This window comes from Thalassospira sp. MCCC 1A01148, from assembly GCF_001613795.1.
Lineage (GTDB): Bacteria > Pseudomonadota > Alphaproteobacteria > Rhodospirillales > Thalassospiraceae > Thalassospira.
In genome coordinates this window covers 335,133-353,490 of the sequence record NZ_LPVZ01000020.1, presented here as the reverse complement: position 1 = coordinate 353,490, position 18,358 = coordinate 335,133, and the positions used below count along the sequence as shown (strand labels likewise).

Below are 18,358 nucleotides of genomic sequence, written 5' to 3'. Positions count from 1 at the left end.
ACCATTTTAAAATTGAGAGGTCTGTTCGCCTTCGAGATTGCGAACGCCTCAAAAGGCAAAAGAGCGGTGATTTGTTGATCGCTGTTTGCATGCGAAAAATCCCGGACATTCGAACTGTTTATCTGCCTTTTTGGAGGACACGATATGAATTATCCCGATTGGTTGAAACCCTATGTTCTTGGTGCGGCTTCCGGTGCGGCGCTTGCAATGGTGGTCGGTTTTACATGGGGAGGCTGGATGACGGGCAGCGATGCGCGTCAAATGTCAAAGACGATGTCCCATGACAATGTGATTGCGGCATTGGTGCCAATCTGTGTTGCCAAGGCAAACGCGGATTCAAGTCGTGAAGCAAAACTTGAAACAATCCGCGATACTTCACGCTATCAGCAACGAGAAGCCCTGATGGATGCTGGCTGGGCGACAATGCCGGGCACAGAAATTCCAAATCGTGATCTTGCTCAAGCCTGTTTCGATGCGCTTGAACCAGAGTTGTGATAGCCGCCGAAATCAAGGAAATGAACACAGTTTCAGAACAGAGGAATACCTCTCCGTTGCCGCCAGAGGCGACTGCCTTGGAGCGGCGCGTGCCCCCTATGCAGAGCGTATTGAAAGCAGCGGGCGGGTTGAGCGTGTAAGGATGGTAAAAAAGAACAGCATCTGGGAACTCAGTGTGGATGGCGTTTTTCGGGCGCACTACCATGACCGGGATCACGCCCTTGCCGCTGAGGCTCTTGCGAAGCTGTCATTGTCATGAGCGTCCGTCGCACGGTTGCTTCGTTGCCCCACTATGGACTGTCAGGACAAAGCAAATGCGCTTGAGCATCGGTTGCCATTTTGAGTACGAGCTGCAGCAGATCACACCAATGATTGCCCTTCTGAATGTGCATCATTCCCGTGTGGATGATCTGGAGGGCGAAGATCGCCTGCAGACAGTGCCGGAAGTGGCGCAAACGCCCTATGTCGATGGGTTCGGAAATGTCTGTACCCGTTTGATTGCGCCGGTCGGTACTTTTGTCCTGAAGTCAGACGGGATGATTTTTGACGACGGATCGGAGGATGAGCAATGCCGGGATGCAGAACAGCATGCGGTGGAAGACTTGCCTTCTGAGGTACTGGTTTACCTGCTGGGCAGCCGATATTGTGAAACAGATCTTCTGTCAAATGAAGCTTGGCGGCTTTTTGAAAACACGCCACCCGGATCCGACAGGGTTCAGGCGATATGCGATTTCGTTCATGGACATATCGCATTTGGATATTTGGATGCGCGCGCGACGCGTACCGCATCTGAAGCGCTATATGAACAACGTGGTGTTTGTCGCGACTTCACGCATCTTGCGATTGCATTGTGTCGCTGCATGAACATACCAGCGCGATATTGCACCGGGTATCTCAGTGATATTGGTGAACCTCTTCCGCATCCAAGCGGTGATTTTGCTGCATGGATGGAAGTTTATCTTTCCGGCAGATGGTGGGTTTTCGATCCCAGAAACAATTCCCCCCGGATCGGGCGTGTCCTGATTGCCAGAGGACGGGATGCGGCGGATGTGCCGCTATTGCAAACCTTTGGCGAAAGCACGTTGCGCGATTTCCGGGTGTGGACAGAAGAAATATGATTTTCCGCCAATCTGAACCCGAACAAACCGCATATGCGGTGGTAAGGCAGCCTTATGCCGTCTCTTGAGCTGATCCATTCGACGATCTATCGCTATCGTCGGCCCGTTTTGCTTGGGCCGCACAAATTGATGCTTCGCCCGCAAGAAGTGCGTGACATCCGTCTGGTCTCCTTTGACGTCACGATGAACCCGCAGACGGAGTTAATCTGGACACATGATGTTGCGGACAATGCAATCGCAACGGCAAATTTCAAGGAGAAGACCGACTATCTTGAAATTGTAAGCCGCTCCAAGATCGAGATGAATACGACGCGATGGCCGGTCTTTGCGATTTCGGCATCGGCGTGCAACTTTCCGTTCTCATACTCAGATGATGAATGGATCGATCTCGGCGCGCTGACGGCTCAACATTATCCTGACCCAAATGGGCAGTTATCTGAGTGGGTGAACAGTTTCATTTTCAGCCGTCCGACCGATACGCTTTCGTTGCTCAAGGATATCAGCGCCGGGATTGCACAAAGAACGACCTATCAGATACGTGAAAGCGAGGGAACACAGACGCCGCTTGAAACGCTCGACAAGCAGGAAGGGTCGTGTCGTGATTTTGCTGTTCTGTTCGTTGCCGCCGCCCGGTGTTTGGGGCTTGGTGCGCGTGTCGTGTCAGGCTATCTGGTGAACACGGATGGCTTGTTGAGCGGATCTGATGGTTCAGGGTCCACACATGCGTGGGCCGAGGTGTTTCTTCCCGGTGCAGGCTGGGTTGCTTTTGATCCAACAAATCGCAGTATTGGTTCTGGTAACCTTATTTCGGTTGCCGTGGTTCGGGAAATGTCACAGGCGGTTCCTGTCTCGGGGCAATTCATCGGTGACAAAGACGATCTGCTTGAAATGAGCGTTGCGGTGCGAATCACGGAAACCTAGGCCTCCTTGGGCGTCTGCAGTGCAACGGCAAACGCTGGCGGCCGGGTAGGTTGGTTTTGCGGGTCATCTCGGTCGAGCGTGAACCTAGCTAGCCCAGTTTCAGCGCGTTTCCACCCTTGATAATTCGGTCGATCAGGTTGTGAACCGCCTGATGATCTGTTTGAGTTGAAACCTGTTTCGGCACTGCGATATGCGCATTTTTCGCGTCTTCAAGAATGCCAGCAATATCTCCTGCACCGAGAATTCCGAGATCCCCCAAGCATATTAGAGTAGACTCGCATATCGATAGCGCGGCGGATCCCTGGATATCCATTGCATAATTCATGGTTTTTGCTCTCTTCTGGGTTTTGGTTTGAAAAAAAAACTGCGCGTCAGAAGCAGTGTGTTCATACCATCCCCTCGTCCCGGCGCTGCATACACAGGTTAGTTTGGCGAGGGTATTCTCATATCAGTGCGACACTGAGGGGCTCCGATATTTGATGAGGAGAACGAGTTTGATGCTTTCCCCGACCGAAGCCGTTTCAAAGAAGCTGAAAAACTATATCGATCTGACGGACCAAGAGCTTGATACGCTTGCGAGAATGCCGGGAAGTTCGCTTGTGTTTCCTGCCGGTGAGGACATCGTCCACGAAGGTCAAAGTGGACACCGTGCTTTTATTCTGCAGGACGGCTGGGTGATGTCCTACAAGTTGCTTCCCGAAGGTGCACGACAGGTCATTGATTTTCAGGTTCCAGGTGACTTTCTGGGATTGCGGAGTTTGCTGTTGCGTACGTCCGATCACAGCTTTGAAGCGGTCACGGATGTCCGGGTCGCAGAAGTCAAGGCACAGGACATGCTATCGGCATTCTCATCTTCGCCAAGACTGGCGATGGCAATCCTGTGGGCTGTTTCCTGCGACGAGGCGATGGTTGTGGAGCATCTCGTCAATATCGGGAGGCGTTCAGCGATCGAACGAACCGCGCACTTTCTTTTGGAACTTGGTGCGCGGCTCAGATTGATTGGTGTCGGCAATGCGCAGGGTTATCCGTGTCCATTGTCGCAATATCAACTTGCCGATACGCTCGGGCTGAGTGCCATTCACATCAATCGCGTCTTGCGCCAGTTGCGCGAACAGAAGTTACTGACTTTCCAGAAGGGACTTGTTCGCTTCGATGACCTGGAGAAGCTGATCGAACTTGCTGAATTCGAAATGGGTTATCTGGATCAAGTTGGTCCGATCCTTGTAAAATGAAGTAACTGGGTGCGCTGCGCCGGGTTAAGAGAAATTTTTGCCAGCCAACCATTTTTCAACGTCAGCAACAGCATTTTCCTCGGAGATGGCGCTACGTACTTTGATCTTGCGCCACGCAAGGCAGCTTCCAGTTGATCATTGTCAAGGGTGTCCATGATCAAAGCGTTATGCTGATTGGTGTTCACAATGTTATGCCGTGCTAACTCCCCGAATTGTGAATGTATTGAAGGGCTGCGATCCGTCAGATTGCAGCCCTTTCTTTCATGGTGGGTTCTGGCGTGGTTCTTATTCTGCCTGCTGAGCGTGCTTCTGACGAAACTCGGCCCCCGGGGCTTCGTGCAAGAAGCCGTTGGCAAAGTCCATCGGGAAACGCATTTCCTTCAGGCGGTGCCTGAGTTCTTCCGGATCGGTTTTACGCGCGAGAACCTGACGATAGAGATCCGAAACCCTGGTCATGTCCAGACTATGTGGCGACAGGCGGAACGCTGTCACACCGGCGTTCTGCATCTGTGCGATATTGTCCGAAATTTCGAGATAGTGGCTGGACAGGGTTTGCAACCCGTTGACCGCCAGAAACGGCGTATCGTCGAGTGTTTCGACATCCATGCCATCAAGGTGGTCCCCGCAAACGTACCGACACCCATCCTTGTGCAGGCCCTGCGCCCGTGCTGAATAGCAGCGGGCCGAAATGGCCAAGGGCATTCGGCCAAATACCTGTACCTCAATCTCGGCTGCGGTCTGCGCGCCACATAATGCTGTGATCGAGGACATTGGTAGTTCCCATGGCAGGGCGATCCGTTTAGCGCCTTTTTCGGCAAAGTAGGACAGCGTCCCTTCATTATAGGTGTTGATGTAGGGACCAATCATGTGCGGCTGACCTGCGAGCAGGCGCACAACCGAAATATCGTTGGCCTCAATCATAATGTCGGGCATCTGCGCAATGTCGCGTATTTGACTTACTTCGCGCTCATTCATCACCAGTGCGAGTGTCGAAAGAACAACTTCCTTACCGCTGCGCTGAAGTCGTTCGATAACGTCTGGGAGGTGCTTGTCAAAGAAGGGCATCCGTTTTGCGCAGACAACTTCGCCAACATGGACCGTATCGACGTCGGTTTCATCTGCAATGCGGCTGTAGAAATCCTTTTTGCGGTCCTCGTCCCAGTGAAAAAGAACCGGGCCCATAACAAGTCGCGATCTTTTCATTGCCAGCTTCTCCGGTATGCACCTGTGGTATCGCTTTGACCTTCACTCAGCGTGCTGAGTTTTGATCGCGCGTTGAGTTGTCCCTCGGCGATCCTGTCCAGTGATGTGCGAAAAGCGCCAACGACCTGCGATATATATGCCTTCCCGCGTTGCCGTCCTTCGATCTTGAGCGCAGAAACGCCTGCATCTGCCAGTTCCGGCAGCATGGCGGTGACATCAAGACTGGTGGGTTCTTCAAACAGATAGCCGGATTTGTCCATGGCACGAAACCGGCCTTTGCACAGCGTCGGATAGCCGACCTTTTCATCGCTGTCGTAGATGTTGATGGTGAAGTTCCCCAGTCGGGAAACTGTCGTGTCGCCGCGTTCTTCATAGTGAACATGTGCTGCCGGTGAACAGACACCGTTCATATTCGGACTTTCGCCCGTCGCGTATGAAGACAGTGAACAACGACCTTCGGCCATGACGCACATCCCGCCGAATGCGAATACTTCTGTTTCAACCTGTATGCGCTGATTTAGGGTGCGTATCTCATCAAGCGACAAAACACGGGGCAGCACAACGCGTCGTACACCGAATTCCTGATGATAAAATCGAATGGCCTCTTCGTTCGAGGCAGATGCCTGCACGGATAAATGCAAACGTGCGTCAGGATGATGATCGCGCGCATATCGCAGCAAACCGATATCAGCAAGGATGATGGCATCGACACCAATTGCCACGGCATCATCAACTGCCTTATGCCAGATTTCTTCCGCCCCGGCTTGCGGATAGGTATTGCAGGCAAGATAGACATGAACTCCGTGCTTGTGCGCGTGTTTGACGGCATCGCGTAATTCTGCACGTGAAAAGTTCAATCCCGGAAAGTTTCGGGCATTCGTTGCGTCCCGAAAACCGCAATATACAACATCAGCACCCGCCGCGACGGCGGCATGCAGGCTGGCAGGTGTTCCTGCAGGACAAACGAGTTCCATATTGAACCTGTGAACAGTTGTGGATCAGGGATTGACGGGCAGCGCGAAATCATCCTTGGCCGCACCGGATGGTTTGGGGCGCGTATGGCGGTTCCGCCTTTGTATTGTTTTCTCGATCTCAGCCAGTGTGACCGCTTGCGCGGATGTGCGTTTTTCCACGCCGAGCAAACGTTTGGCGGTGGGGGACGTCAATGCATCTGCCGTCCGGTTCATGTCGTGCTGAAGTTGTCGATAAATCTTTTCGGCAAGGCCAAGTGCTGCCCTGGCTGCAGGGCCCATCACGCCAAAGCTTTCAGTCACAGCGGATCGCAGATCAATTGATTCTCCATCCAGGGCATTGCGAAGTGCGACAACAAGTTCGGTGCGTCCCTCAATCCGCAATGTGCGCGAAAAGAACAGTGCGTCACCATCTGAGGTCCCCTGAAGAAGCTCCAGCAGTGCGGGTAACGGTCCTGATATCTGTGCTGCGACAGTTTCTTCTTCGATATGTCTTGCGGGGCGGAGTTCTGGATGATCGGCATCTATTTTTAAATAGAATTGCAAATCCAGATCAGTCGGAGAAATCAGCAAGGCGAATGCTTCTTGCTCTGCCACCCGTTCAAATACCGGTCTGTAGCGATGATGCATCGTCGCCATCGCGTGGCGGCATATACGCTCTACCAAAAGGGCTGGCGCATTGCGTATGAACGGGTTTGCCAGCAAAAATGGCGTAAAGGATGGATGGCTTTCTGTCACGGCATACTCCCACGGCATACTCCGGCGTTTTGCATGGCGAAGTATCACTGGCCCGGGCGGGTTGGCGTTTGATGTTTGTCAAATCACCGTGAGATTGGAATTACGCTTAGTTGGAACAACCCGACAGGATGTTACTTTGACGTGATAATCGAACAGAACCGACCGCAACATTTTTTGGCATAAATCCATTTGACCATCGTCAATCTGCCAAATTGTCGCTGGTTTAAACTCCCTTTCGTTTGCTGGATGCCGATCTTAGGGAGGACACCTTTATGCAAGATGCGTTGAACACGGCAACATTGGACGTTAAGCCCGCCGAACTGCTTGATCAGAGTCTGGGGGGCTTGATTTCATGTTTCCCTGGCGCAACGCTGGTTTTTCGCCGTCATCGCATCGGGTTTTGTTGTCATCCTGACCAGACACTTCAAGAAGCTGCAAAGCGCAAGGAACTTGATCCCCGCGTGATTGCCGGGGAACTCTGCAGGCTTCCCAAGGGACCTTTGACCATGCCCGATGTGGGGGATGTTGATGGGTTTATCGATTTCATCCTTACGCGCTATCATGATGTTCATCGCGAAGAGTTGATCGAGCTGATTGCGCTGTCTCGCGAAATTGAAATTGTGCATGGTGACCATCCGGACGCACCGGTAGGGCTGGCAGATGCATTGATGGAAATGGCAGAGCAACTTGATATGCACATGATCAAAGAGGAAAATGTTCTTTTCCCGGCGATGCGTGAAATGAGCAGGAATACCTCGATTACGTCGGCACTTGCCATGCCCATCCATTGTATGCGCGAAGAGCATGACGATCACGGCCAAGCCATCCACAAACTGCAGAAATTGACAAACAATTGCACCTTGCCTGACGGGGTATGCGGTTCGTGGCGCAGGTTGTACAGCGCGATCGGTAAGCTGATCGAAGATCTTGTTGCACATATGTATCTTGAAAATTCGATCCTGTTCCCGCGTTTCGAATAGTCTGCTGCAAAATGTGACGGCGATGTCGTCGCGTGTTTTCTGTGACAAAGCCCTGCTGACTGGCAGGGCTTTTTTGCTGGACGGTGCACTTTGTTTTATGGGCCTGACGGACTTGTTTGACATGGAACAATCCACCCCGGCCGGTTGAATGTTAGAGTTGTTCCAATGCTTAGGCTCAGGACCTATTGATTTGGTCTGAATGGCAGACGTTATATTTGTGAAATCCAAGGAAAGGCCCGCCGGGCGGGCTGGTATCCCGGCGAAGGGGTTTGACGCAGGAGTTTGCAAATATAACGTCTGTCCTTCGGATTCACCGGATTTGCACGGGCTACTTTGTCGCAAATCCTTGAAAGATATATATCTTCCTGCGGTTTTTCTTCGCGTATCCGCGCAAATCCGGAGAACCATTCAGACTAAATCGATAGGTCCTGAGCCTAGCTACAACCGCGTTTTTCCATGGAAACTTCACAATGAGAGATATTGATCGAATCTCGGGTGTTCTCCAGTCTGGGCGCTATTTCAAAAACTGGCCGAAAGACGACATTCTGGAACTGGCGTCATTGTGTACGTGGGTTCGGTATGATCCAGATACGGTAATCATCCATGCCGGAGACCCAGCATCGGCCCTTTTTCTGATTGTGAATGGGCATGTTGAGTTGTCCTACACGGACGGGGAGGGCAAGGACGGTGTTATTGATTTGCTGGGTGACGGACAGCTTGTAGGAGAGTGTGCGCTGGCACCGGAAGCCTGTTACGCCGTTTCAATCAAAACGCTGGACGCAACGACCGCCATCCGGATAGACGGAGCCGCCTTTGCCGATTTTCTCTCGGCGCACTTTGTCCGGGCATTAACCATGATGTCGGTCGTAACAGAAAGACTATGTCAAATGTTGCGCCAGACCGAGGAACTGAAATGCCGGTCAGCGGCCCAACGTTTGGGGATATATTTGCTTGCAGATGCGGTTCCTGTCGGGGATGGGCATGAAACGCCGCTTACCGTGGAAAAGTCTGCGTTGGCACGCAAGATTGGCATGACAAGCGAGACATTTTCCCGGGCGCTTAAAAAGTTGTCCGAACATGGCGTTTCCCAACACTCCAACGGGTACATCATCCGTATTGCAGATACCGAGATGCTGGCCGAGTGGTGTGGTTTATCAAGCAGTGAAGCCAAGGAGGAACAGTCTGATGGTTTCAAGGTCGCTGTCTAGCGCAGATCACGATGTAATCTTTCAGGTGCCGCTGTTGGCGGCACTTGGGGAAGAACGGCTACAGACACTGCTGGGAACATGCAAGGTCGAAAGCCATGTCCGGGGGGAACATCTTTTTCGGGCCGGTGATGTGGCCGAATATTTCTACATTCTTTTGTCCGGTCATTTGCGGCTTGTGAAAACCTCCTCGCAGGGGGATGAAACAGTGATGCATTTCCTGACCGAGGCCGGTTCCTTTGCGGAGGCAGTTTCCTTTGCGGGCCGGTCCTATCCGGTTGAATGTCAGGTTGTCGAGAATTGTGAAATCGTGGCCATTCCGCGCACGGCCTATCTTGGCATCCTCAAAAGCGCGCCTGACGTTGTCGGAGATGTGCTGGCAAGCCTGTTGCGGTGGGAACGGTTCTTCCTTGAGGAAATCTATAAACTGCGTCATACGCGTCCGATCCAACGAATTGCTGCGTTTCTGATCGATTTTGAAGACCGAAATGGCGCGGCCATCGACGGCTCAAGTGGCAAGAATTTTCCCGATAAGCGCCAGATTGCCAGCCGGATCGGTATTACACCAGAAACGTTTTCCCGGTCCTTGCGCAAACTTGAAGCATCTGGCGCCATATCGGCGGGGCCGAAACTGCAGATACTTGATCGTGAGGCACTTCTGGAACTGGCCCACTAGGTCAGTGGCGTTCCAAACGTTTGCCAGAAATGTCATCCAGTATGGGAGGCAAAGCTAGACCAGTTTTGCGCTTGGGAACTGTGCGAGCAATTTGTCTGCCTCGCCTTTATTCATAAGGCAAATTGCCGTGCTGAGCCCATCTGCCACAGCTGCCTTTGTTGCCGTCACACTAACCGCTGTTGGGCGTGCTTGTGCGGGACGGCCGGTGCGCGGATCAAGAATGTGACCAACAAGGCCCGCCTGATCAAAGAAGGTGCCGTTCGGCAGTGATGTTGCCACGGCGTTGTCGCGCAACATTACCTTTCCTTTTCGAATTTCTGATCCGGTATTGATTGAAACAGGCCAGTCTTCACCTTCAGGGTCGCGGCCCAGTGCCGCGAACTCGCCGGTATTGATCAGGACGTTGTTCAATCCGTCATCACGAAGCAACTTGGCGATACGGTCTGCAACGTAGCCCTGGGCAATTCCATTCAGGGTCATTGCCATGTTCGGTCTTTTGAAGCTGACCTGGCTCTGATTGATAACAACCTTGTCCCAGCCTGTTCTTGAAAGTGTTTTACGGATCATCACATTCTCGGGCGCCCGGCCTTGTGAATAGCTTTGCGCATAGAGTTGCCAAAGTGGCTGAACCGTTGGATCAAAAAGCCCGCCACTTGCCCTGTTTATGGTCCCGCACAGTCCCAGGCATTCCAAAAGTTCGAAAGGCGGAGTGTTAATCACACCATCGCGGTTCAATTGTGCAAGCGTGGAATTTTCCCGATAGAGACTGAAGATATTTTCCAGTCGTTCAAGTTCGCGGGTTGCACGCAAAAGGATGTCATCAGCGTTGGGGTGCGACAGGCTGATCGATGCAGCAGACCCCATTGCAACGCCCTTCCAAGTGCGGACCGGATGCTGTGCCTTTAACGTAAACGGTGCAGCCGAGAGTGCGCCAGCGGCGGCAAATATGGTCAGAAATCGGCGTCGTGAAAAGTCGGGCATGGTGGACCTCATTCTTTGCGAAGTTTTTCAAGACGCGCACGATAATCGTCGTCATCTGGCACGATCGCCGTTTCGTGTGTCTCGGCAGATGGTGTGATTGGCGCACTGTTTAGAACCAGCACGTCATCAATGTCTTCAAGGCGCATTATCTGGCCGCCATGGCGACTGACGAAATTCTTGGCGTCGTCCTGATCAGAGAAGGGAACAAGTTCCGGTGCCCCCATACCCCCGGTCTTGGCAGAGGCAACGACATAATGCGCGCTGGTTGCCGGTATCCAGTTTTCTTGTCCGACATTTTCCCAGTCATGGGCCCTGGACATGTCGGTGACGTAAATCGCACGGATTTTATAGTTTTGTTCGGGCATGCGTTCATAGGCAATGCCATCGCGAACCTGGCTGAAAAACAGGGGGTAGGGCAAACCTTCAAGATGAATTTGTGCCTTCGGGCCTGCATGCTCAAGAATGTTCATCTGGCAGAAATGTCCGACAGCTTCTTCGGTCATGGCGACCGGTGGCGGCATGGTATCTTTCGTCTGCTGCTGACATCCGGCAAGAATAAGCAGGCCGATTGTGACTGGAGATAGCACAAGTCGGGAAATCATGGTGTCACCCTCCTGAAAATCTGCCAGGCGAGGACCGTGGCAATCACCGGCCAGATCAGCATCGATATCAGGGCATGAACAGCGGGGATGCTATTGGCAGCCCCCGTCAGGCCGGCTGCAGCAGCGGTCGCATCCGAAACGGCAAGGTTGTAGATCCGAAAAGCATCTGCCGGATTGCCGATTAACAACCACGGAAAATAATGCGTTGTGAAGGTTCCGCCATCATCGGCGACAATGGCCGCCAAGAGGCCAAGATCATACAAAACGATCAGAACCAGCCAGAGCCCGATCACCAATCCCGCTGCTGCGCCGGGTCGGCGTGCGAATGCCGATATGCCATAACCGATGCCAAGGAATGTCGCGCCAAGAAGAAGCGACGACCAGAACAGGCGAAACAGTGCAGGGATGCCAACAAGCGCATTAGGGTCCGTTGCAATCGCAGCGACGGCGGCAATTCCGTAGCCGGCCAAGACGGCGATACTCAGGATCGCCAGATGGGCGATGAATTTCCCAAGGACCAGTTCCCCGCGGGCGACGGGATAGGTCAGAACAAGGGACAAGGTGCCGCGTTCGATTTCGCCTGCGATTGCGTCAAATGACATCAACAGTGCAACCAACGGCACAAGATACACCGCAAGGGATGTCAGGCTTGCGACGGTGACGGACAGTTTATCCACACCAACTGCGCCGGTCGGGGCACTGCCCGCAGCAGATAACACAAGTGAAAACAACACCATCATCGCGACAGAAATCGCCACCCAGCGGTTACGAAGCGCAATGATGAATTCGCTGTGGGCTGTTGCCAGAACCTTGTTCATGCGTTCCCCCGTTTGCTGAAATGGCTATAGATATCTTCCAGACTTGGCGGAATGACATCGACATCATCGACCAATGGCCCCAGTGCCGAGATATCGCCAAGACGTGCGAGCTTTTCCTGAGAATTGCACACCAGATCGACCATCACGCCGTTGCTGCGTTCCCCGGAAAGCTTTTGGGCGACCTCGTCCGCCTTGCCGCGTTGGGCGGATACCTGAAGGCGGATAGGCAGCGATGCTTTTTGACGCAGGTTTGCCAGGGTATCGTTTGCGACCATTACGCCTGACGACAGAATGACGATCCTATCAGTTCTGGCTTCAACCTCGGTAAGGGCATGAGAAGACAAAAGAATTGCGGTGCCTTGTGCTGCCAGTTCATCAAGAATGACATAGAACTCGCGCCGTGATACCGGGTCGAGACCGCTTGTCGGTTCATCAAGGATCAGGAGTTTCGGTTCACCAATAAGCGCCTGAGCCATGCCGACACGTTGGCGCATTCCCTTGGAATAGGTTCCAATGCGGCGGTTTGCTGCTGCCCCCAATCCGACGCGTTCAAGAAGCGATGCAGCCTTTCGGGGATCTTCGCCGCGAAGTCGAAGATAATATCGAAGCTGTTCTTGTCCGGTCAGCGACGGATGAAAGGACGCGTTTTCGGCAAGATAGGCTGTTTGCATGCGGGCCCGGTAACTTCCGGGTGCAAGACCATGGACAGAAACCGTTCCCCCGTCGGCAGTGACAAGGCCGAGAATGATCTTCATCAGTGTCGACTTGCCGGCACCATTATGGCCGAGCAAGGCAACGCGTTCACCTGCGGCAACATCAAAGCCAACCGCATCAAGAACGGTATGATCATCATAGCGTTTAGTGACTTGCGAGAGGGTCAGACACATTTTCAGTCCTTTCACGCAGCCAGACAGGATTGGCGCGAGCAGCCATTTCAATGGAGACGATTTCTTCGGGAACCGGAATTTCGATCGGTTTCATCAGCGGGAAGCTGTCGACGACCCCGCCCGGCAAAGTTGCCGGGAAGTGTGCCTGGCTCCAGCGGATCAATTGAACGGCGGGTGATCCCAAAAGCATTCCGGCTGCGGGTTGGGACCATAAAATATGATCGACAAGATCGTTTGGCCGGAACCGGCTGTCAGCAATGCCGTTGCCATCAAGATCGAATACCGGATGATCGGACCAGAAATTTCCCCGGCCATCGAAACTCCATTCGACGTCACGGGTCCCGACATACTTGACCTGGGTTTTGTTGGCGATAAAGGCATTGCCTGTCAGGGCATTGCTTTCGGAACCAGCGGTGAAATGTATGCCGGTCTGGCAGCCCTCGAACCGGTTGTCCCCGATCAGATTGTTATGCGCGTTATAGATAAACAGGCATTTCCCGCCTGCGCCGCGTACCAGATTTCCGACCAGATCAGACTTGTTGGTATAGTTCAGCATCAAGCCCTGGTCGCGATCCGCAAGAGACAGATTATCGCGCACCGTGATGCGGTTCGAATACATCAGGGCAAAACCAAGGTGATTGCCAATCGATACATTGCCCGAGATTTCTGAATCATGGGCATACATGTAATGCACCGCAAATCGCAGATCGCGCATCAGATTGCCACGGAAGACGCCGCGTTTGGAGGTGTTCACGAAAATGCCGTCGCGCCCGAACTGGATCTCGTTGTTTTCGACCAGTGTTCCCGGCGCGTTCCAGACATATATGCCGTTGCCACGCGAATTCAGTCTGTGATCGCGGCGTCCGATAATGACATTGTCGCGCACCGTGGCTTGTTTGGCGCCGTGAATATCAACCCCATAGAGGTTTCCGAGGATGCGGTTATCCTCGACCAGAATACGTGCGGCTGTCCGATGGAGCTGGATGCCGGAATCAATTGTTTCATGTGCTGAACCCGAACCCGCGATCTCAAGCCCACGGATGGCGATATCCGTTCCGGTTACAGAAATGACGCTTCCGGTCTTGTTTCCATAAATTTTTGCTTTGCCCTGACCATCAATGGTGATGGGCCTATCGAGTTCTATGGGACCCTGATGGGGGCCCGGATCAAGCAGCAGCACATCGCCGGGGGCAGCCCCGGCGATGGCAGAGATCAGTGCCCCGTCAGTTGACGGCACAGATTGCGTTGCCGCAATAACCTGTAGCGGCAAGACAGCCATGGCCAAGATCATCATGACGGGGCGCAACATCACAGGTTAACTCCGCGGTTCAACGAACATACGGCCACGCATTTCCATGTGCAGGGCATGACAGAACCACTGGCAATAGTACCAGTAGACACCCGGTTTGGAGGCGACAAAGGTTGCCGATGCGGTTGCTTGTGGGCCGACCTCGAATGCAACGCCATGGTCCCCCATGGTGAAGCCGTGTGTCAGGTCATCGATGTCGTCCATGTTGGTGATGATGACGGTTACTTCATCGCCTTCCTTGACCTTGAAGGACTCAAGGCTGAAGGTCGGTGCTGAAGAACTCATATAGACACGGACCTTGTTGCCATCGCGGACAACGGTTTCGGTCCAATCGTCAATGTCGACGCCATCTGCCTCGGCCTGTTCGCGGGTTTTGGCCCACATCGGATCCTGACGATTCCAGACACTGGCCGGGGTGACCACCGAACGGTGAACAATGATCGAATCATGGGGTTCGGCGAATGTCGGACCATCATGCATAAGAACCAGATCATCGCCCTGCATCGAGAACAACTGTTCGTTTTCTGGCTTAAGCGGGCCGACATTCAGGAAGCGGTCCTTGGAGAACTTGTTCATTGAAATGAACCATTTCCCGTCAGCTTCCAGAGTTTCCCCCATCGAGGTGGAATTGTGGCCCGGCTGGTAATGGACATCGACCTTTTTGATGATCGGATCGACATTTTCACCAGCGTAGGCACGCACGGCTTTTTCAATGTTCCATTTGACCACCTGACTGTCGAGGAACAGGGTGGTCAGTGCGTTACCCTTGCCGTCAAATGCGGTATGTAGCGGGCCAAGTCCCAGTTCCGGTTCGGCAACAACGGCGGAACGCGGTTCTGCGCCGTTATAGAACACGGCATCCAGCTTGGTGACATCAATCACCGATACAGTCGGGGAAAGCTTGCCGGCGATGCAAAGGTGCTTCTTGTCCGGTGCCATGTTACAGCCATGCGGGCTGTTGGGGATCGGGATGTATCGGGTGTAGTTCTTGTTCTTGCCTTTGCGGCCATCGATAACTTTTACACCATTGAGCTCGATGTAATCGCCTGCTGCGATGCCTTTTTCGATTTCCTTGATGTTAAAGACAACAACGTGATCAAGCTCGGACGCGGTCATTTCCGCAAGGTTCATCCCCATTTCCGAGTTATAGCTGGTTGAAAAGGCATACTTGCCGTCATAGTCGGCGTCGGTGTTATCAAGGTTGCCCGATACCATGACCTGCCATGCGACCTGCATCTCGTCTGCGTCGATTGCAGTGTAGAAGTTTACGTATTGCGACGGATCATCAAGCACCTTGCCGTCATTGACCATCGGCGTCTCGTCCTCGCCATTGGCAAAGACATAGTTGGTACGCGGCCATTTTTGCGGACGCAGGCCGTGAATGGCCTTTGCGTTCGGGATTTCCAGGACCTTGTCAGCCTTCATGACATCGCAACGCACACGCGCCACACGCGTATTCGCCTTGTCATTCATGAACAGGAAACGGCCGTCATACTTGCCTTCGGTGAAGGACATATGGACGTGATGCAAGTCGCCGTTATCATGAATCTTCTTGCCGTTGGCAGCGAGAAATTCCTTGGTTTTGGGCAACATGTTCTCGGTAAGAACATTCAGGCTTTCATTGGTCTGCCCCCAACCCGTTGCCGAGCAACGGTTGAAAACAGGGACGCGCATCAGTTCACGCATGGACGGGATACCCAGAATGCGCATTTCGCCCGTCTGGCCCGACGACCAGAAACCGTAATACTCATCAAGCTGACCGGGGGCGAGGCTTGCCTCTGCGCCGGTTGAAGCTTGGGCGCTGCCAATCGAAAGGGCTGTTGCAGCACCGGTTGCGCCACCGACTGCTGCCAAGCGTGCAGCACCTGCCGCACCGGCAAAGGCAGCACCGCCAGCGGCTACGCCAAATAGATCACGTCGGCTGATTCCGGGTTTGGATGTTTTGTCAGACATCATGACTTCTCCTTGAGATTTTGCTTTGTCGTCCGGGTCCGGTTCAGCGCTTTTTGTGCGCCTTCCGTGCTTGCCAAGAGGCTTTCCTGCCGCTTGAGTTTCTTGATCACGACCGGACAGATTTTTTCGCTTTGATACAGCACCTGACAGTGAAGGCAGTTGTGACACTCGTTGGGGTTGATTTCTCCTGTGGGGTGGATGGCTTGAACCATGCATTCATGCGCGCAGCTCTGGCAGGGGCTGCCGCATTCCTTGTAGCGTTTGAGCCAGTCAAACATGCGCATACGCGCCGGGATCGCGAGGGCTGCGCCCAATGGGCACAGATACCGGCAATAGAACCGTTCGACGAAAAGCCCGGCGCCAAGAAGGACAAGGGCGTAAAGAACAAACGGCCATGCCCGATCAAATTTGAGGATGATGGCGGTCTTGAAAGGTTCGACCTCGGCCAGTTTCTCCGCCTGATCAATGGAGGCCAGCATGGTGCCAAACAGGCCAAGGAAGATGATGTATTTCACCGCCCAGAGCCGTTCATGCAGCCCCCACGGAAGCGTCCATTGCGGGACATGGAAGAATTTGGCAATCCGGTTGGTCAGTTCCTGAAGCGCGCCAAACGGGCACAACCAGCCGCAATAGGCACCACGCCCCCAGAAGATCAGCGCCGCAGCAACCGAGAACCACAGGATAAAGGTCAGTGGATCAAGCAGGAATGCTTCCCAGGTAAAGCCCGTCACAAGCGAGTTGGTCAGCGCCATGAGATTGACAACGGAAAGCTGCGCGTTGGCATACCAGCCAAGGAACACCAGCGTGACAGTCAGGAAGTAGATGCGGAACCAGAAGGTAAATTTTGCAGAACGTGTCAGAAAGCCCTGGAAGAAGAATGCAGCCGTCAGAACAATCAGCATGATGCTGAGTACGACGATTTCGACCGTCTTGTCACGCCAGATCCGCTGCCAAAGGGCGGTTTTGGCAGCCTGTTCGTCGGTTGCGAAACCAGCCCCGGTTGAGTTGTCAGCCTCTGGCGTCGGCGAAACTAATTTGGTGAGGTAGTTGGCTGGCGGCTGCCAGCCGATGTCAAAGGTGGTGTAGAGACGTTCAATTGCGCCGACATCACGATGGACCAGAAGTTCCAGACGCCAGGGTTGTGTCGGATCAAAGTTGCTGCTTGCCGGGATCTTGAACAGATCCATCTCTTTGAATTGCGGTGCGCCATCGGCCATGATGTCACCAACACGGCGATGGTTGCGGTCGCGGAAACGTACCGACATATCGCCCTGAATAAGCTGGATACGGTCAAACAAGCCGCCGCGGACATATCCCGAACCCTTGAAGGAGTATTGTCCCCGGGCGGTAACAAGAATGGCTTCTTCGCCATCCTTGAGCCAGGTTTTCAGATTGTTGTAGCCGCGCTCGCCAAGTGTGGCCTTGCCAATGGCCGGGATGCTGACAAGCGAGACATACATGTCGATGAAGGTTTCTTCGGCCGGGGCTTCAATCGGGCGCTCAAGCGCCCTTGGATCATCCATCGTGGCAAAGGCGTCGTTCACCTGACCGACATCAAGCGACATGCGACGAATTGTCCCGTCGCCAACCAGTGTGAACCAGTCTTCCGGGGCGGTCGCATCCGATCTGATTTTGAATTGTGCTGCATTGGATTGCTCGGGGGCACTCAATCCACCCAGTTCGAGCATGCGCGCAACCTTGATGCCCGAGCGCAGGATCGAGTCATCGATGACCATAATCGTCACCGTTGCACCGGAAATAATATTCAGCTCGTGGTCCGCATCTTTTGTTGCGGCAACCAGGTCAAAGCCGACATATCCCTCGGTGAGTGACGCGATCCGCTCTTCTGGAATGCCAATCAGGACAATCGGTTCGGAATGCTTGACCAGTTTGACACCGATGATCCGGGCCTGTGAGTCAACAGCGACCATCACATGGATCGGTTTGCCGGAATAGCCGGTGGTGCCAACAAAATCAGAGGTAATAAAAGCCCAGCCGATCTGCTCACCGTTCTTGAGAACCGGTGCGACCGGCACGTCTTTTTGAACCGGACCATAACCATCAGCGCCCTCGACCAGGGATGCTGCGGGAACTTTTTCAATGAACTGCGCCAGAACAGGTTTGTTTTGCGCGTTTGCCTGTGAAACCCACAGCACTGAAGAAAGAAGACAAACAACAGCAATGACCAGAAGACACTGCAGGAGCATCAATGCGCCGGGTGCCTGGTATTTGGTCTGAAGATGACGTGGGGCAAATGGGATGTTCATGA

The 18,358-nt window shown here is 53.5% G+C and carries 18 protein-coding genes; 7 read left to right on the top strand and 11 right to left on the bottom strand.

The features are described from left to right. Positions 1-144: 144 nt before the first annotated feature. The 3 genes from AUQ43_RS11140 (at position 145) to AUQ43_RS11130 (ending at position 2,534) form a co-directional block, all read left to right on the top strand. A complete protein-coding gene (locus AUQ43_RS11140; RefSeq protein ID WP_062956355.1) occupies positions 145-495 on the top strand; it encodes a hypothetical protein in 351 nt (116 codons plus the stop codon). Positions 496-698: 203 nt separating this feature from the next. Beyond that, complete coding sequence (locus tag AUQ43_RS11135; protein WP_369813469.1) at positions 699-1,613, top strand: transglutaminase family protein; 915 nt, start codon at positions 699-701, stop codon at positions 1,611-1,613. 54 nt (positions 1,614-1,667) lie between these two features. After that, positions 1,668-2,534, top strand: a complete 867-nt coding sequence (locus tag AUQ43_RS11130; protein WP_062956353.1) for a transglutaminase family protein — start codon at positions 1,668-1,670, stop codon at positions 2,532-2,534. An 88-nt stretch (positions 2,535-2,622) separates the two neighbouring features. Here AUQ43_RS11130 and AUQ43_RS11125 read toward each other — a convergent pair whose 3' ends face one another. Beyond that, a complete protein-coding gene (locus AUQ43_RS11125) occupies positions 2,623-2,859 on the bottom strand; it encodes a hypothetical protein (protein WP_062956352.1) in 237 nt (78 codons plus the stop codon). A 172-nt stretch (positions 2,860-3,031) separates the two neighbouring features. Here AUQ43_RS11125 and AUQ43_RS11120 point away from each other — a divergent pair, with 172 nt between their 5' ends. Then, on the top strand, positions 3,032-3,766 hold the full coding sequence (locus AUQ43_RS11120; protein ID WP_062956351.1) for a Crp/Fnr family transcriptional regulator: 735 nt from the start codon (positions 3,032-3,034) through the stop codon (positions 3,764-3,766). 285 nt (positions 3,767-4,051) lie between these two features. Here AUQ43_RS11120 and AUQ43_RS11115 read toward each other — a convergent pair whose 3' ends face one another. Genes AUQ43_RS11115 through AUQ43_RS11105 form a run of 3 tightly spaced genes read right to left on the bottom strand, consistent with a single transcriptional unit; the run spans position 4,052 to position 6,678 of the window. Beyond that, positions 4,052-4,969, bottom strand: coding sequence for a U32 family peptidase (locus tag AUQ43_RS11115; protein ID WP_062956350.1), 918 nt, complete (start codon positions 4,967-4,969; stop codon positions 4,052-4,054). Then, positions 4,966-5,943, bottom strand: coding sequence for a peptidase U32 family protein (locus tag AUQ43_RS11110; protein WP_062956349.1), 978 nt, complete (start codon positions 5,941-5,943; stop codon positions 4,966-4,968). The genes AUQ43_RS11115 and AUQ43_RS11110 overlap by 4 nt, the downstream gene beginning before the upstream one ends. Before the next feature lie 24 nt (positions 5,944-5,967). After that, positions 5,968-6,678, bottom strand: a complete 711-nt coding sequence (locus tag AUQ43_RS11105) for an SCP2 domain-containing protein (protein WP_181838534.1) — start codon at positions 6,676-6,678, stop codon at positions 5,968-5,970. Positions 6,679-6,950: 272 nt separating this feature from the next. Between AUQ43_RS11105 and AUQ43_RS11100 the strand changes: the two genes are divergently transcribed. From AUQ43_RS11100 to AUQ43_RS11090, 3 genes are all read left to right on the top strand, one after another. Continuing rightward, complete coding sequence (locus tag AUQ43_RS11100) at positions 6,951-7,658, top strand: DUF542 domain-containing protein (protein ID WP_084272069.1); 708 nt, start codon at positions 6,951-6,953, stop codon at positions 7,656-7,658. Between the two features lie 470 nt (positions 7,659-8,128). Further along, positions 8,129-8,866 carry a Crp/Fnr family transcriptional regulator gene (locus AUQ43_RS11095; RefSeq protein WP_062956347.1) on the top strand — a complete coding sequence of 246 codons (738 nt, stop codon included), beginning with the start codon at positions 8,129-8,131 and terminating at the stop codon, positions 8,864-8,866. Next, positions 8,844-9,539, top strand: coding sequence for a Crp/Fnr family transcriptional regulator (locus AUQ43_RS11090; protein WP_062956346.1), 696 nt, complete (start codon positions 8,844-8,846; stop codon positions 9,537-9,539). The genes AUQ43_RS11095 and AUQ43_RS11090 overlap by 23 nt, the downstream gene beginning before the upstream one ends. Positions 9,540-9,593: 54 nt before the next feature. On the opposite strand, the gene AUQ43_RS11085 is transcribed toward AUQ43_RS11090, so the two are convergent. Genes AUQ43_RS11085 through AUQ43_RS11055 form a run of 7 tightly spaced genes read right to left on the bottom strand, consistent with a single transcriptional unit; the run spans position 9,594 to position 18,356 of the window. Further along, positions 9,594-10,520, bottom strand: a complete 927-nt coding sequence (locus AUQ43_RS11085) for an FAD:protein FMN transferase (protein ID WP_062957251.1) — start codon at positions 10,518-10,520, stop codon at positions 9,594-9,596. A gap of 8 nt (positions 10,521-10,528) precedes the next feature. Continuing rightward, positions 10,529-11,122: a nitrous oxide reductase accessory protein NosL gene (locus tag AUQ43_RS11080; protein ID WP_062956345.1), complete on the bottom strand. Its 594-nt coding sequence runs from the start codon at positions 11,120-11,122 to the stop codon at positions 10,529-10,531. Beyond that, complete coding sequence (locus AUQ43_RS11075; protein WP_062956344.1) at positions 11,119-11,940, bottom strand: ABC transporter permease; 822 nt, start codon at positions 11,938-11,940, stop codon at positions 11,119-11,121. The genes AUQ43_RS11080 and AUQ43_RS11075 overlap by 4 nt, the downstream gene beginning before the upstream one ends. Continuing rightward, positions 11,937-12,827, bottom strand: coding sequence for an ABC transporter ATP-binding protein (locus AUQ43_RS11070; RefSeq protein ID WP_062956343.1), 891 nt, complete (start codon positions 12,825-12,827; stop codon positions 11,937-11,939). Before AUQ43_RS11070 ends, AUQ43_RS11075 begins: the two co-directional genes overlap by 4 nt. Next, positions 12,799-14,136, bottom strand: a complete 1,338-nt coding sequence (locus tag AUQ43_RS11065; RefSeq protein WP_062956342.1) for a nitrous oxide reductase family maturation protein NosD — start codon at positions 14,134-14,136, stop codon at positions 12,799-12,801. The genes AUQ43_RS11070 and AUQ43_RS11065 overlap by 29 nt, the downstream gene beginning before the upstream one ends. Before the next feature lie 6 nt (positions 14,137-14,142). Beyond that, entirely contained in the window at positions 14,143-16,092 is a 1,950-nt protein-coding gene (gene nosZ / locus AUQ43_RS11060; RefSeq protein WP_232310659.1) for a TAT-dependent nitrous-oxide reductase, read from the bottom strand. Next, positions 16,089-18,356: a NosR/NirI family protein gene (locus AUQ43_RS11055; RefSeq protein WP_084272067.1), complete on the bottom strand. Its 2,268-nt coding sequence runs from the start codon at positions 18,354-18,356 to the stop codon at positions 16,089-16,091. The genes nosZ and AUQ43_RS11055 overlap by 4 nt, the downstream gene beginning before the upstream one ends. Positions 18,357-18,358: the final 2 nt, after the last annotated feature.

What these genes read in the sequence shown, in the direction of transcription:
- AUQ43_RS11095 (WP_062956347.1), top strand. Translation starts at nt 8,129, where the DNA reads ATGAGAGATATTGATCGAATCTCGGGTGTTCTCCAGTCTGGGCGCTAT.
- AUQ43_RS11065 (WP_062956342.1), bottom strand. Translation starts at nt 14,136, where the DNA reads ATGTTGCGCCCCGTCATGATGATCTTGGCCATGGCTGTCTTGCCGCTA.
- AUQ43_RS11055 (WP_084272067.1), bottom strand. Translation starts at nt 18,356, where the DNA reads ATGAACATCCCATTTGCCCCACGTCATCTTCAGACCAAATACCAGGCA.
- AUQ43_RS11140 (WP_062956355.1), top strand. Translation starts at nt 145, where the DNA reads ATGAATTATCCCGATTGGTTGAAACCCTATGTTCTTGGTGCGGCTTCC.
- AUQ43_RS11125 (WP_062956352.1), bottom strand. Translation starts at nt 2,859, where the DNA reads ATGAATTATGCAATGGATATCCAGGGATCCGCCGCGCTATCGATATGC.
- AUQ43_RS11100 (WP_084272069.1), top strand. Translation starts at nt 6,951, where the DNA reads ATGCAAGATGCGTTGAACACGGCAACATTGGACGTTAAGCCCGCCGAA.
- AUQ43_RS11080 (WP_062956345.1), bottom strand. Translation starts at nt 11,122, where the DNA reads ATGATTTCCCGACTTGTGCTATCTCCAGTCACAATCGGCCTGCTTATT.
- AUQ43_RS11130 (WP_062956353.1), top strand. Translation starts at nt 1,668, where the DNA reads ATGCCGTCTCTTGAGCTGATCCATTCGACGATCTATCGCTATCGTCGG.
- AUQ43_RS11085 (WP_062957251.1), bottom strand. Translation starts at nt 10,520, where the DNA reads ATGCCCGACTTTTCACGACGCCGATTTCTGACCATATTTGCCGCCGCT.
- AUQ43_RS11115 (WP_062956350.1), bottom strand. Translation starts at nt 4,969, where the DNA reads ATGAAAAGATCGCGACTTGTTATGGGCCCGGTTCTTTTTCACTGGGAC.
- AUQ43_RS11090 (WP_062956346.1), top strand. Translation starts at nt 8,844, where the DNA reads ATGGTTTCAAGGTCGCTGTCTAGCGCAGATCACGATGTAATCTTTCAG.
- AUQ43_RS11075 (WP_062956344.1), bottom strand. Translation starts at nt 11,940, where the DNA reads ATGAACAAGGTTCTGGCAACAGCCCACAGCGAATTCATCATTGCGCTT.
- nosZ (WP_232310659.1), bottom strand. Translation starts at nt 16,092, where the DNA reads ATGATGTCTGACAAAACATCCAAACCCGGAATCAGCCGACGTGATCTA.
- AUQ43_RS11135 (WP_369813469.1), top strand. Translation starts at nt 699, where the DNA reads ATGACCGGGATCACGCCCTTGCCGCTGAGGCTCTTGCGAAGCTGTCAT.
- AUQ43_RS11120 (WP_062956351.1), top strand. Translation starts at nt 3,032, where the DNA reads ATGCTTTCCCCGACCGAAGCCGTTTCAAAGAAGCTGAAAAACTATATC.
- AUQ43_RS11070 (WP_062956343.1), bottom strand. Translation starts at nt 12,827, where the DNA reads ATGTGTCTGACCCTCTCGCAAGTCACTAAACGCTATGATGATCATACC.
- AUQ43_RS11110 (WP_062956349.1), bottom strand. Translation starts at nt 5,943, where the DNA reads ATGGAACTCGTTTGTCCTGCAGGAACACCTGCCAGCCTGCATGCCGCC.